The following is a 12,857-nucleotide window of genomic DNA, read 5'->3' as shown; positions in this document are numbered from 1 at the left end:
ATTGATAATTTTTATACATTTATAATAATGTTAATACACAAGCAAACATTTGGTAACAGGTATGTTGTCTCACACAGATAAAACTTTCATCAAGCTCTCAATATTTACGATGATCCTTTTACTTTTTTCACCTTTATCATTTTCTTATATGTTAGATGATAAAAAGGAACTAGAGAAACTATCTTTGTTCCAGGACACTGTCAGTTCCTCTCCGGTACCAACCGAAGTTGGGTTAGAAAAGCCGATAAAAATTGCAATTATTTATCCTAGTGCAGATATCTCTGACTTTTGGGTACGCAACTTTGTTGCCTTAACTAAAAGACTAACAGATTTAAAAATACCTTTTGAAGTCGATCAGTTTACCTCCAGACAAATAGAGCATTCTCTTCAAACACATTACACAGAACAGGTTTTAAAGAATGCAAACTCTTATGATTTCGTAATCTTTGGTCCATCCGAACTGAGTATTCAAGCAAATAATATCCAAAGTTTGTCGAAATCCGAACTTTTTAAAACATTTATCTGGGCTTTTCATACCCCAGATCCAGAATGGTCCTACCAACCTGATGGATGGTTTGACTTTTCGAGTGCGATGGGTGCTCGTGTTCTGTGCCAACATGTTATCAATCATCTCGGTACAGAAGTGAATTTTGCAGCCAACAGAGGTATACCCGGTATAACTGATACTTTACGTTCACAAGGGTTTATTGACTGTGTTGAAGAGAATGGTAATTGGTCTAATATGTATGAACATTTTGGGCAATATCAGAAACTTGGTGGGGCTGATGGTGCTAAACTCGTGCTACAAAATTTCCCCGAAGTCAAAATGCTCCACAACGCAAATACAGCCATGACAATGGGGGCATTGGATACACTAACAAACGCTGGAAAACACTCTGATATCTATCTCACTGGATGGGGCGGAACAGCCAAAGAAATTGACAAAATCCGTACTCAAGAACTAGATGCAACGCCGATGCGAATGAGTGATGACCTAGGAGTGGCAACAGCAGAGGCGATGAAGTATTTTGTGGAGAAAAGAGAAAAAGCAGTGCCATTGGTCTACCTTGGAAGAATATCCGTCGTTCATAGTGGAATGAGCGAAGAAGAATTAGCAAAACTTACCCAAGAAGCCTTTCGTTACTCTGGTTTATAGGCAAAGTCCCTACGCTTGGCCTAATCTTTAGGCCAAGCTTTACACTGTAAATAAAACACATTTTTCTATTTCATTGCTTCAGCATCATGTATAAGGCGGTCAACAAGAATACTCAGGGCCTGAGGTTGGTACCTTCTTTTTTGATAGATCAAATAGGCTTGCCTAGGCTTACGTTGGTATTGGGGTAAAACTCGCACCAAATTCATATTCTCATCCATGTGCATGAGCGGTAACGAAGCCACTCCAAGCCCTCGCTCAGCGGCATCAAAAACAGCCATAACATCGTTTATCACAAGCTTAGGCTTGATCTCAATACGCCCAACTAAAGCATTTCCCTCACAAATCGAAATGTCACGCACATGATCAACACTCAGCCAGTCTAACTCTGCTAATCGATCGATTGTTTTTACCTTGCCTACTTTTTTTATATACTCTGGGCTAGCAAAAAACGCATGATGAGCACGAAATAAAGGCCTAGCCACCATATCCTCCGCTCCAGTGAGATCAAAACTTATTAAGAGATCTCTTTGGGTAAGTGGAAATGATTGCTCTTGACTCAAAACAAGTTCAATAGAAACTTTTGGGTAGTCAATAAGAAATTGCTCTACTATTCGACTTACTCTAGAGCGATAGAGTTTATGTGGGATAACCAGCTTTATATTGCCTGCAACATCCTGATTGTCTGCTCTAACCTTCGCAAAGTTAGATTCAAGGTCTTCCAATCCACAACGCAGTAAATCAAAGATTCTCTGTCCATCCTCAGTAGCAACAAGCTCTCTGCCTTGTTTTTGAACTAAGTTGGTACTGAGTCGTTTTTCTAATGCAGTAAGACGTCGCGACATCGTGGACATTGGGACATTGAGCTTTTTAGCGGCTGCGGCAAGTGAGCCTTCTTCAACAACATTATAAAATAGATAAAGGTCGTCTATGCTACCATATATGGAATCCAAACTTTACATCCTGCCTATTTTTTCCAAATTCGGATGTGTTTATTCTATATATTATTTACTTAATACACAAACAGAGTAATTATGAACAAACGCTATTTTTGGATCTCCGGCGTGCTTTCTTCATTAACGATGGCTTTTGTTATGTCAGGAATCATGTCTGGTTATCAAATAGGCTTTGGATCCCATTGGTTCTCAGCTTGGTTTCATGGTTTTACACTATCCTGGCCAACGGCATTCATTTTAAACGTGACGGTGCTGCCACAGATTAGAAAATTGGCAAATAGACTTTCTCAGACTACTTTAAAGTATGATAAGGAAAGCCGAACTGGATAGTTCGGCCTTAACATGAGGCATTACCTAGATTTCAGCGTTATGATAAACCTGCTGAACATCATCACATTCATCAAGCATGTCCAAAAACTTTTGGAATTTTTCCGCATCATCACCCGCGATCGGTGTATGATTTTGCGGTACAAAAGTGATTTCCTCAACATCTAGTGTAAGGTCAGGATATTCTGCGTTGAGCGCTGTCTTTGCCTTGAAAAATTCGGTATGTGGCGCAAACACGGTGATCGTCTCACCTTCGAGTTCAATATCGGTCACGTCAACATCAGCCATCATAAGAGCTTCCAGCACAGCTTCCTCATCTTGGCCTTTAAATTGAAATACAGCTTGATGGTCGAACATATGTGCTGTTGTTCCCGGAGATCCTATTTTGGCACCGGTTTTAACAAAGCATTGACGAACGTCTTGAAATGTACGGTTTCCGTTATCCGTTAAACAATCGACAATAACACTAGCGCCGCCTGGAGCGAAGCCCTCATAACGCGCAGGATGATAATCTTCACCCCCACCACCTGTTGCCTTATCAATTGCTTTGTCAATGACATGTGCAGGAACTTGATCTTTTTTTGCTTTGGCAATGAGATGCTTTAGGGATAAATTCATATCAGGGTCTGCACCACCGTTTTTGGCGCACATGTAGATTTCTTTACCGTACTTCGAATATACCTTTATCTTGGCACCTTGCGTCTTAGCCATAGACGCTTTACGAACTTCAAAACTTCTTCCCATCAGGGTTTCTCTCTAAATCAAACGAACGCGAGAATTTTAGCAAAAAGAGAGGACATTTCAATTTAATGAGTGCATGCCCTATCTATTTTAGGCAACGTTCATTATTTGCTTGTATTTGGTGATAAAATCGAGAAAGGCTTCTCTCTCACGACTATCAGAAATCTTATTGGCCTGAGTTTCAATATGCTCTGGCATCGCTTTTGACTCACGAATTTGCCAAACCAAAAAGGCAGCTTGCTTCTCCAGCTCGATGATATTTTTTTCTTCGACCGGCAAGTTTGAAAGATTTACAGACATTTTAAGAGCCTATCTCTGTGTAGTTGGAGCGCAACTATACCACGAATAATAACGGGAAGTGATAGGGAGATAGCAAATCTCCCTCAGCATATGCTAAACACAAGTGAGTCTATTCCCAAATACCGAGTTCTTTAGCCTCCTCTAAGGTTAACCCACTTTCTCGAATCTCCTTTAGTGCCTCAATGCGACGTCTTACTTGGACAGACTTTGCCCCTTTTGTTGGCTTTTGAGGATTAATATCATCGTTAAAATCCCAATCCTCTGACTTTTTTAACATCTCATCATGGTCGATAGAATTAATGGACATAGTTACCTCCAAAAAAAAACTCTATGCCAAAGTGTGTGCGACGATGAATTTTCCACCACCCACACTTTTATTGTAGATGCTTTAATCAATATCGCTATAGAGTCGGTTCCTACTTAGCTTACATTGGTAAGCTACAGTAGCTATCAGGAGTTCCTGCTCCTCTAATCACTTCTAAGTGTTCAACATAACCAAGATCCAAGTCCTCATCTAATATCGCTTGAATTCCCCGCTCGTTTGCAAGATCTTCTGCATATTTACCAATTATAAATACGTTTTCTTCAGCGATCCCTGCATCTAGAAAGGCATAAGCATCCGTTTTTGCATTACCGTAAGCTCGATATAGAGAGGCACCATGCCGCGAGAATTGTTTAAGTAACGACTCTTTATATCCCTTCGTATCGTCTGTTAACGCTTTTCTTGTGCGTAGTGTAAAATGTGGAACACCAAGGTTTTGTGATAGCCACTGGCGAGAAATGTTAGCATCCCAATAAGGCCTTGCTGTGACATAAACGATGTGATAGCCCTTCTCTTTGTATAATTTAACTAAATCATCGGCAGCAACACGAGGTTTAATACGGCTTGTGTCTCCCTCATCGAGATAAGCTCTAAATTGTTCAAAGTTGCTCAAAGTTAGTGTCTCATCAATATCAAAAACAACCACTTTTACTCCATTTTTAATAACTGTTACATATCCGAAAGCATCAGTAACATAATTATAATCTTTAGCGGGATCATTAATTAATGACATCTTAAATTTATAACTCCCTTCTTTTAACGAAGGTGGTAATTTAACAAATATTTTTCCATCATTATTTGTTTTATAATTACCCGAGTATGGACCATTTTTTAATGGAATCCATTCAGAAAAACCTGTACCAATATAAAAAACTTCAACATATTTTTCTTTTACATCAGCGTGAATAGCCGAGCCCCTATCAAACTTTGCTTCTAATGTGGCATCGCCAATCATCTCTTCGTTGACAATCTCATCATGAACCATGTAGTAAGGTTTCATCCATAGATCCCAAATTTTAAAGCTTTCATCATTGAAAACTCTGTCATTCGTATTAACGGCTTGATAATCAGGACATAAATTTTGATCAGCAAACAAACTAAAGGGAAAAAATATAATAGTAACCACAAATAATATATGATTTTTTTTCATAATTCATCTTCCTAATTTAATTATAATAAAGTGATTAATCATGTTACATATTTGCACTAACTAGTAATTTAATTCATGGATAAAAATCACAACTTAATATTTGTTTATGATTTAAATTTCCTATTGACAATATTTTAGTCATAAGTTTTGACCTGGTCGTTTTTTAATAAACTTTACGAGCAGCTTCAATTTTTTGTTTCAAATATCTTCCAAGAACTAGCCGAAGAGTTAATCATCATTACAAGCCCGACTTGCATTGGAAACGATATGGACTCCCTTACATCAAAACACGCCTACCACTCAGAAATACTTCTCGAAATTAGGGAACTTAGCATCACTTTTTTAGGTGATGACGAAGAGTTTCACGCCGTACGGTCGGTAAGTTTTGACATAAAACGGGGAGAGATATTCGGATTGGCGGGAGAATCAGGATGCGGGAAAAGCACCACTGCCCTCGCTATAAATAGACTTCTTAAATCACCAGCTTATATCTCAGGGGGAGAAATATGGTTTGATAGAAGAAACTTATTAGCTCTCTCTGATAAAGAAATGAATCAACTTCGTTGGAGCCAAATAGCAATGGTTTTCCAGAGTGCAATGAACTCTCTCAACCCGGTAATTACGGTTCTAGAGCAATTTTCTGACGTATTGCGCCATCATGAGAGAATGACAAGAAATGAAGCTCAACAACGAGCTAGAGAATTACTTAAATTAGTGAATATTCCTGAAGAGAGACTCTGCCAATACCCACACCAGTTCAGTGGTGGTATGCGCCAGCGCCTTGTCATTGCAATCGCACTTTCATTGAGACCAAAATTAATTATTATGGATGAACCAACGACGGCATTAGACGTCGTTGTACAACGAGACATCCTTCAAAGGATCTATCAATTAAGAGCTGAGCTGGGATTTTCTATACTTTTTATAACCCACGATCTTGCTCTTATGAGTCAATTTTGTGATCGAATTGCGATCATGCGTCATGGCAGAATTGTTGAAATAAATCAGGCAAATCAAATTCGACAAGCCCCTCAGCATCCATACACCAAACAACTTTGGGCTTCATTTCCAAATATTCACCAACTCAAACATGCTCGTTGAGGAAAATACGAATGATAGAACCAATTATCCAGCTCATTGATGTTACCAAAGATTTTAGATACAGGGGGCGCTTTGCTCACCCCAAAGCACTCCAAGTACTTAAGGGGATCAATTTTAGCTTGTATCCAGGACGTACACTTGCGCTCGTCGGTGAATCAGGCAGTGGAAAAAGCACTTGCGCGCAATTAATTGTAAAAATGCAATCTGTGACTGATGGAAAGATTTTATTCAAAGGCAAAGATATCGCTGGTATGAAGAGTAGAAAAGAAATAAAAGAATATCGCAGCAGTGTGCAGATGGTGTTTCAAGACCCTTTTTCCTCATTGAACCCGGCTCATAGCATTAGACATCACTTAACAAGACCACTTAAAATTCATCACCCCAAGACCAACAAATTCGTATCAGTCGATCAATTAGAATCCCTTTTGAAAATGGTTGGTTTACCTAATGATACTTTGCAGAAGTTCCCTCACCAACTCAGCGGAGGACAAAAACAAAGAGTCAACCTAGCGAGAGCGATAGCGGTAGGGTCTGAAGTTATTCTAGCCGACGAGCCGACATCTATGCTTGACGTCTCCGTTAGGTTGGAAATTTTGAATCTAATGCAAGAGATGAAAAAAAAACTGGGGATTGGTTTTTTGTATATTACTCATGATTTAGTAACTGCACATACCATTGCTGACGAAACAGCAGTAATGTTTCAAGGACAGATTGTAGAATGGGGAGACACTCATTCAATTATTGCCAATCCTCAACATCCTTATACCCGGCTATTAATTGACGCGATCCCAGATCCAGATTCACCCTTTTCTGAACTTAGCAAAAATAATGTCATCTTTGGTGAAACCGCGGAAAAAATTCGGCTAATCAGTACAGAAAAACAAAGCCAGTGCCTGCAAGCCGGACCAAACCATTTTGTTAGAAAGTGGCAAACTGCAGCATAGTAAACTTTACCTTGATCATTGTTACGGAACAATGATCAAGGATTGGAAGGTGTCTACGAAAAGCTGCCTGTTTTTAGAGACTTGAGGCATATTGTCTTGACTTCTTGAATATAACTGGAGTCTTTAAATTGAGCGAGTAACGTGCTTCCTTCTAGTGCGGAAAAATACACCTTAGCAATATCTTTGGGGCTATTCTGAGTACTAAACTCTCCTGAATCGACACCAAGTTTTACGACTTTCTCTATCCAAGCTTCGTTTATTTCAACAAAGCGATTTAAGGTAAAACTCAGTTCGCTATCTAATGAGCGATAGTCAGATGCATACATTCCGCAAAGACACAATTTGTCATCGTCTCGGGTTAAGATAAATAGATTGGCAAGTGCATCGAGACGGGCCTCTGCGCTCTCTTGGTCTTGCTCTATCTTATCCAATATCAACTTATAACGAACTAGGTACCTTTCAAAAACCGCTTTAGCCAAATCTTGTTTTGTTTTGAAATGATAGTGAATACTGGCGGTTTTAATACCTAATGCATCCTGTATATCACGAAAACTAAAGCCATTATAGCCACGGCTTTGAATAAAGTGCTCTGCAATATCGGCGATTTTTGCAGCAGTAGGGCTAAGTTCTTTCATCATACTCCTCGTAGTTTTCCACATCTTAACATAAAACTAGAATTGTTAAGCAGCAAAATCCAACCAACATTAGCAAACAAAAGTCGAGCCACTTGGTAAATCTCAAGGTCCGAAAGCGGGCTTGATCAACGATTCAAGGTTTTGAGGGGATAAGGATGTTGAGTAAAGGCCAGTTTGATTTTTGGTTACGTCGTGATGAGCCAAAGCTGAAGGTGCAGGAGAGATCCACCTTCCTCAATGAACTCTTCAATATCTTCGGAATTTACGCATAAAAAGAGGTGCTCAGATAAGCACCTCAGAAACATCTTCAGTTTTTGTAACAAGCCCATTTTATTTATTTGTAATCACAAATTCATGAAAGCCTTCGGTCTCAGATGGTTCAACTTTCAATACATTCTCAATCGGTAATTTCGCAAAAATTCTGTCCCAAAACTTTAATGCTTCGCGGTCTTTTTTATAAACGGCTACATGCCAATTTGATGAGCTATTTAACATTAACTGGCGAACAGCATGCACAGCGATCCCTTTTGAACGATACTTAGGTAGGATAAAAATATCAGACAGCTCAGGCATTTCACGCTCTAATATTTCTGTGGGCTCCACAGTCACGAAACCGGCGAGATTGTTTTCAACAACAATTAAGTAAGCGTCACAGTCTTCGTCACCCGCAGCGACACCTCTGAGGTATTCTTCATCAATATCAAATCTGCCTGAACTATCGATATCTTCGTTATCAAAATTACTTTGATGGTATTGATAAAATTGCCAAAGCATTGAAAATGCCGGTAAATATTTTTTAGTTAATTTTCGGAGGGCTATGTTCATTTTTATCTCTAACGTTTTAGTACTTATGCGACACGCTGTTTGTGTTGCATAATCGCTTGTTGGACTGAGCCGCTACCTGCTCGATATGACAAAGTTGGTGTTGTTTATGCGATGGGAATTTGCTTTTAGAGGCTCTAACTAAATTGGCTAATTTAATAAGCTTACCTATTATAATTTGAGCTTTCCCTGCATTGCTCAGCGTTTGTTATCTATTCATTAAACCTAATGTTTAACCGTTAAGCAAGGATGTTTTTCTCACGCACAGCCGCTATTAGCCTGAGCAATTAAACAGATTCACTCATTGATTCTATGCAGCAAGTAGGGCTGCTAACTCGTTCGCGTTATTTTATTTTTCGCTATATCTTAATTCATCATCCCGATAAACCGTCAGATGCTCGCCTTCTATGAAGGATTATTACTTTGAGCTCCCGACTGTCTCCACTTTATTAATAATATCTATAAATTCATAATGTTATAAATATTTAATAAAGATTTGATTTTTTGTGATGGGTATTTATAATTCGCACCCAACCAAGGAAGTTTAGGTTATTTATATGCGATATGCGAAATTGACTTCGTCTGTTATGAAAATATTTCCAATATTCCTAAACCTCCTGACCTTTATTTTTTATAGAATTATTGATCTAGTCTGTAGCTACACATAGATTATTAATAATTCGTTTTCCAATTTTATTATTTTATTCACCGTACTTGAGAACGGTGTGGGGCGGAATTGTGAACAAGGTAGCGATGCTGCGCATCGAGCTAGGGCGCTGTAGGTCACCACATCTAAATTAAATTTGATTTGGACACGTAATCCCCATCCTCCACCTTCAGGCATTGCCGCATATTAATAATGTGGCAACCCCCAAAACCGTATTAATTCCGTTTAATTTTTCACACTATCATCAAACGCCCCCTAGGGTGAGCACCGAATGTCTGGGCTTAATTTGCCTTTTAGGGGCACGCTTTGATAAGGTCATCATTATTCAAACATATTTACTTCACCTTTTATATTGTACGTTTTAAGTCAAAAATGCGTCATAGGCAGGTCAACACCTCACCTCCCTCCCAGCATTATTGATTTCCTGTCGTTTAAATTACATTTCTCTTTTCTGTTTAGGCCTTCCATTGACTCACTATTCCAATCTTAAGCATCGCCAGCGTATGCAAAAAGAGTTCGTCCCTCGCGCCACAAAGCTCCTGTTTGAAAAAGACAACGCTTGGGAAAAGGTTCTGTGGAAATATGCCCATACCTTCAGTCTTTGGCAAATCACATGCGTAGAACGCATGTTGGCTTGCGGTACTAACCTGATGGGCGCCAAACACTACGATTGCCGCACACCAAACTGTCCACACACTAGAGTCATCTGCCAAAGCTGCAAGACAAAGGCTTGCAGCTCTTGTGGCAACACATCACGTTCACCATGCCGAGCGAGCTGTGGCCCATTTTCGAAGCCAATCCGACACTGCTCAATGATTTGTTCTCTCTTGCAGCAGACACACTACTGAAGTGGGCCAAAAAGCATGGCCTTGAGGTGGGGATATTCGGTGCCCTTCATACTTATGGTCGAGCACTTAACTGGCATCCACATATCCATTTATCGGTTACCCGAGGAGGGTTAGATAAGCACAATACCTGGAAGCCCATCTATCTTAAAAAGAAGCACATAGAATATCACTAGCGACGCAGTCTCATCAGACTTCTTAGACAAAAGTATGATGACCTCAATTTATCAACACCGAGCACGGGCCACATTCAGGATGCTCGGCAATGGCACTGCTTCTTAGAGCGTCAATATCAACGTTACTGGAACATTCACTTTGCCAAAAAAACGAAAGTACTTAAGCAAACCGTCAATTATCTTGGACGTTACCTGAAGCGTCCACCGATATCGGCATCGAGGCTGCGTCATTATAGCGGTGGTACGGTTGTCTTTAAGTATCTAGACCATCGAGACGGAGTCCATAAAACGAAGACGTTGTCACAGGAAGAGATGATATTGCGGTACGTGAGTCATCTCCCTCAGTACCATTTTAAAATGGTGCGTTACTACGGTTTTCTGTCCAACAGAAAACGGGGCCGCCTCCTTCCACTGGTGTATTTGGCACTCGAAAAGACGAGTATGAAAAAGGCAGAGCCCCTCACGTATGGCAAGCAATACAAAGGGCTTACAGGTAAGGTAATGACCCGTACCAGTGTGTTCTGTGCGGAGGAAGAATGGAGTTTACAGGTTTTCTAAAAGGTCCGAAAAATGATGAGCTGCTGGATAACCGTCGAATGAGCATGCGCGAATCAAGGCGACTTCGGTCCGTGGCCTAGGATAAGTCTATCTAAATTCGGCCAATTGGGTGAGAAAGCAATCAGGTCGCCTGTTAAATAACCAAACTCCTACCGTCCTGTTGAAATAAGCGCCTCTGAAAGCCTCATTGTCTTCGATTAAGCCCTTGATGGTTAAGATTGAAATTCCTAACCATGAAACTTATCCCTTGATCATCGTTCCTAGTCAGAAAAAAATGCAAAAAAAAACGAGTCCAATAATGAACTCGCAAAATATTCAGAATGAATGTAACAATATGAGCCAATCTATCAGAGATTAAAAATCCCAGAGTTAGAAAGGACAAAAGGTTGTCTATTCGTCTTTAATGATATGTATAAGAGGGCCTTTCTGTGTCATCAAAATGTCAGTGTAACGTAGTATCATTGTGGGTAAACTCATCATAATTAGATTGCCACTTCATCTAAAGCTCGAAAAACTGATTCATCGAGATGATCTTCAAATACCTGTTTACAGACTTTGCGTCTTACTGCAAGGCCTGAAATAAGCCGTTCAATGGATAAATGCTTATTTTGATTCTGGCTATTATAAAGCTCAATAAGTTTGCTGAGCGTTTCATAAGGCACGACCTCATCACCGACCCGAAGGTAATCTAGCTTCTCCATTAACTCTAAGCACTCTTCTTCGATAATTGTATGGGAATGACCAGTCATCGCTGAAAGTGCGGTTATGGAGCGCTCTAGGGCTTCTGGTGAGGTATATTTGGTTAATGTTATCGTAATTTCATCAGCATTGATCTCAACGAGATGCTTTCTTTGTTTTACCCGCCGACCAAGTTTACCTCTTGTAGAGCGTTCTTTACGTTTTATCGGCTCAAACTCCCCATCTATGATTTGAGACATCTCCTCTAATTGTTGTCTGGTAATCATTTCGTTTCGAAGAGGGTTAGGTAATGTGGGAGCCATATTACGTTTACCAGCGTTCGTTGTTCTAGCTCGTGAATATCTCAAAACCTCTTCAACATCACATTTGATATCAACCTGATAATCTCTGATCTTTTCATCTTGTTCAATTTCGCTGATCGTAAGGTGATACCCCCATAAATTTACAACGAAACCTTCTTCGTTTCCTTGTTCAGCTGAGATTTTACGAAGTTCTCGAATAAGATCCATAGAGAAACGGCGCCACTCGATGTTCCGAGCCAATTTTTGATTTAATTCGGTTAATAGCATGGTATCCGAATTTCTTCGAGACATTCTACTGCGGAAGTAACTGTATAATTGGAAAACTAACGTATGCTGTCTAAGAATCTCAGGTGGAAACAAAAAGAAATAATCTCTCGTAAGGAGCTCTTCATAAAAAGATGGTTCCCAAACTAAAATGTAGAGGTTGGGTTTGATTCTTATTTCGCCATCCGCGCCCTCTGTTGGAGCTTCTTCTGACGCCGTGATAGTCCTAGCAATAAAACGAAAACGATCACTCTTGAATCCTTCTGGCATATTTTCGCTTAACCATCGACCAGTAAGTTCATGTAACTGAAAATCTGTAAACTCTATGCGATCAATACTATCGCGAATAGAATCTCTTGCTGGGCCACTGTCTTTCTTGCCACGCAAAGAAAGTATATCTGTAATATACAGCGGTGTCTTATTCGGTACATGAGTCGCATCGAGTTGATATTGATGTTGATGATGATCATGATACTGAACAGTGAGAGTAAACAAAGCAAACAGAGTCATAAGATCATCTACAGTCATAATATTTTTTGATGATCTAGTTTCAATAACCGCCTTTGTTCCCGATATGGATACTAGGCTCTTTTGATAATTTTTCCGGGTACGAGGAGGAGCAAGTGCCTGATCGATAATTCCGGCCCAATTTGTAGGAGAAACAACGAACTGATCGGCCTCATCTTTCATTGCAGGAGGAGTGTTTAAACCGTGTTCATTAAGTAGGCGCTTATTCACTTGAGTTTGCGCTAAAGCTTTGGATCTTTTTTGCTTTTCTGTTTGTTTAACGGATTCCGTAACAAGGCTCGTTGCCCCTAGAGCTGATATTAGCTTATTAGGGTTAACAAAACGATGAAGCATTGTTTTACCAGCCAATCCTTCTTCAAAACGCACA

12 protein-coding genes and 2 pseudogenes are annotated in these 12,857 nt (G+C 39.8%); 6 read left to right on the top strand and 8 right to left on the bottom strand.

Annotation, left to right across the window (positions count from 1 at the left end; genetic code table 11):
• The first annotated feature begins 148 nt into the window (after window positions 1–148).
• Window positions 149–1,156 (top strand): substrate-binding domain-containing protein, encoded by a 1,008-nt coding sequence (locus RH40_RS05610; protein ID WP_081454975.1) that lies wholly within the window; start codon window positions 149–151, stop codon window positions 1,154–1,156.
• 65 nt (window positions 1,157–1,221) lie between these two features.
• Here the strand turns inward: RH40_RS05610 and RH40_RS05605 are convergent, their stop codons facing one another.
• Complete coding sequence (locus RH40_RS05605; RefSeq protein ID WP_009600433.1) at window positions 1,222–2,106, bottom strand: LysR family transcriptional regulator; 885 nt, start codon at window positions 2,104–2,106, stop codon at window positions 1,222–1,224.
• An 81-nt stretch (window positions 2,107–2,187) separates the two neighbouring features.
• Between RH40_RS05605 and RH40_RS05600 the strand changes: the two genes are divergently transcribed.
• The gene (locus tag RH40_RS05600; RefSeq protein ID WP_009600432.1) at window positions 2,188–2,439 is read left to right on the top strand and encodes a DUF2798 domain-containing protein; all 252 of its coding nucleotides are present in this window, start codon (window positions 2,188–2,190) and stop codon (window positions 2,437–2,439) included.
• Window positions 2,440–2,463: 24 nt separating this feature from the next.
• On the opposite strand, the gene RH40_RS05595 is transcribed toward RH40_RS05600, so the two are convergent.
• The 4 genes from RH40_RS05595 to RH40_RS05580 form a co-directional block, all read right to left on the bottom strand.
• A complete protein-coding gene (locus tag RH40_RS05595) occupies window positions 2,464–3,180 on the bottom strand; it encodes a YebC/PmpR family DNA-binding transcriptional regulator (RefSeq protein WP_009600431.1) in 717 nt (238 codons plus the stop codon).
• 87 nt (window positions 3,181–3,267) lie between these two features.
• Window positions 3,268–3,477: a DUF3283 family protein gene (locus RH40_RS05590; protein ID WP_009600430.1), complete on the bottom strand. Its 210-nt coding sequence runs from the start codon at window positions 3,475–3,477 to the stop codon at window positions 3,268–3,270.
• Window positions 3,478–3,586: 109 nt separating this feature from the next.
• A complete protein-coding gene (locus RH40_RS05585; RefSeq protein WP_009600429.1) occupies window positions 3,587–3,784 on the bottom strand; it encodes a hypothetical protein in 198 nt (65 codons plus the stop codon).
• A gap of 118 nt (window positions 3,785–3,902) precedes the next feature.
• Window positions 3,903–4,949, bottom strand: a complete 1,047-nt coding sequence (locus RH40_RS05580) for an LNS2 domain-containing protein (RefSeq protein WP_009600428.1) — start codon at window positions 4,947–4,949, stop codon at window positions 3,903–3,905.
• A gap of 267 nt (window positions 4,950–5,216) precedes the next feature.
• Between RH40_RS05580 and RH40_RS05575 the strand changes: the two genes are divergently transcribed.
• Window positions 5,217–6,050 (top strand): ABC transporter ATP-binding protein, encoded by an 834-nt coding sequence (locus RH40_RS05575; protein ID WP_039954307.1) that lies wholly within the window; start codon window positions 5,217–5,219, stop codon window positions 6,048–6,050.
• 11 nt (window positions 6,051–6,061) lie between these two features.
• Complete coding sequence (locus RH40_RS05570) at window positions 6,062–6,994, top strand: ABC transporter ATP-binding protein (RefSeq protein WP_009600426.1); 933 nt, start codon at window positions 6,062–6,064, stop codon at window positions 6,992–6,994.
• A gap of 53 nt (window positions 6,995–7,047) precedes the next feature.
• Here RH40_RS05570 and RH40_RS05565 read toward each other — a convergent pair whose 3' ends face one another.
• Window positions 7,048–7,629: a TetR/AcrR family transcriptional regulator gene (locus RH40_RS05565; protein WP_009600425.1), complete on the bottom strand. Its 582-nt coding sequence runs from the start codon at window positions 7,627–7,629 to the stop codon at window positions 7,048–7,050.
• A 104-nt stretch (window positions 7,630–7,733) separates the two neighbouring features.
• On the opposite strand from RH40_RS05565, the pseudogene RH40_RS21040 reads away from it, so the two are divergent.
• Window positions 7,734–7,901, top strand: a pseudogene (locus RH40_RS21040) (IS6 family transposase); the annotation flags it as partial.
• A 58-nt stretch (window positions 7,902–7,959) separates the two neighbouring features.
• On the opposite strand, the gene RH40_RS05560 reads toward RH40_RS21040, so the two are convergent.
• The gene (locus RH40_RS05560) at window positions 7,960–8,454 is read right to left on the bottom strand and encodes a GNAT family N-acetyltransferase (RefSeq protein ID WP_009600423.1); all 495 of its coding nucleotides are present in this window, start codon (window positions 8,452–8,454) and stop codon (window positions 7,960–7,962) included.
• A gap of 1,167 nt (window positions 8,455–9,621) precedes the next feature.
• Between RH40_RS05560 and RH40_RS05550 the strand changes: the two are divergent.
• Window positions 9,622–10,777, top strand: a pseudogene (locus tag RH40_RS05550) (IS91 family transposase).
• A 402-nt stretch (window positions 10,778–11,179) separates the two neighbouring features.
• Here the strand turns inward: RH40_RS05550 and RH40_RS05545 are convergent.
• Window positions 11,180–12,856, bottom strand: coding sequence for a replication initiator protein RctB domain-containing protein (locus tag RH40_RS05545; RefSeq protein WP_009600419.1), 1,677 nt, complete (start codon window positions 12,854–12,856; stop codon window positions 11,180–11,182).
• Window position 12,857: the final 1 nt, after the last annotated feature.

Origin of the sequence: Vibrio caribbeanicus ATCC BAA-2122, assembly GCF_000165125.1 — a bacterium.
GTDB lineage: Bacteria > Pseudomonadota > Gammaproteobacteria > Enterobacterales > Vibrionaceae > Vibrio > Vibrio caribbeanicus.
This window is presented reverse-complemented; position numbering and strand designations above follow the sequence as displayed.

Excerpts from the sequence above, each read along its gene's own strand:
- RH40_RS05610 (WP_081454975.1), top strand. The coding sequence starts at position 149 with ATGTTAGATGATAAAAAGGAACTAGAGAAACTATCTTTGTTCCAGGAC.
- RH40_RS05600 (WP_009600432.1), top strand. The coding sequence starts at position 2,188 with ATGAACAAACGCTATTTTTGGATCTCCGGCGTGCTTTCTTCATTAACG.
- RH40_RS05595 (WP_009600431.1), bottom strand. The coding sequence starts at position 3,180 with ATGGGAAGAAGTTTTGAAGTTCGTAAAGCGTCTATGGCTAAGACGCAA.
- RH40_RS05590 (WP_009600430.1), bottom strand. The coding sequence starts at position 3,477 with ATGTCTGTAAATCTTTCAAACTTGCCGGTCGAAGAAAAAAATATCATC.
- RH40_RS05585 (WP_009600429.1), bottom strand. The coding sequence starts at position 3,784 with ATGTCCATTAATTCTATCGACCATGATGAGATGTTAAAAAAGTCAGAG.
- RH40_RS05580 (WP_009600428.1), bottom strand. The coding sequence starts at position 4,949 with ATGAAAAAAAATCATATATTATTTGTGGTTACTATTATATTTTTTCCC.
- RH40_RS05575 (WP_039954307.1), top strand. The coding sequence starts at position 5,217 with ATGGACTCCCTTACATCAAAACACGCCTACCACTCAGAAATACTTCTC.
- RH40_RS05570 (WP_009600426.1), top strand. The coding sequence starts at position 6,062 with ATGATAGAACCAATTATCCAGCTCATTGATGTTACCAAAGATTTTAGA.
- RH40_RS05565 (WP_009600425.1), bottom strand. The coding sequence starts at position 7,629 with ATGAAAGAACTTAGCCCTACTGCTGCAAAAATCGCCGATATTGCAGAG.
- RH40_RS05560 (WP_009600423.1), bottom strand. The coding sequence starts at position 8,454 with ATGAACATAGCCCTCCGAAAATTAACTAAAAAATATTTACCGGCATTT.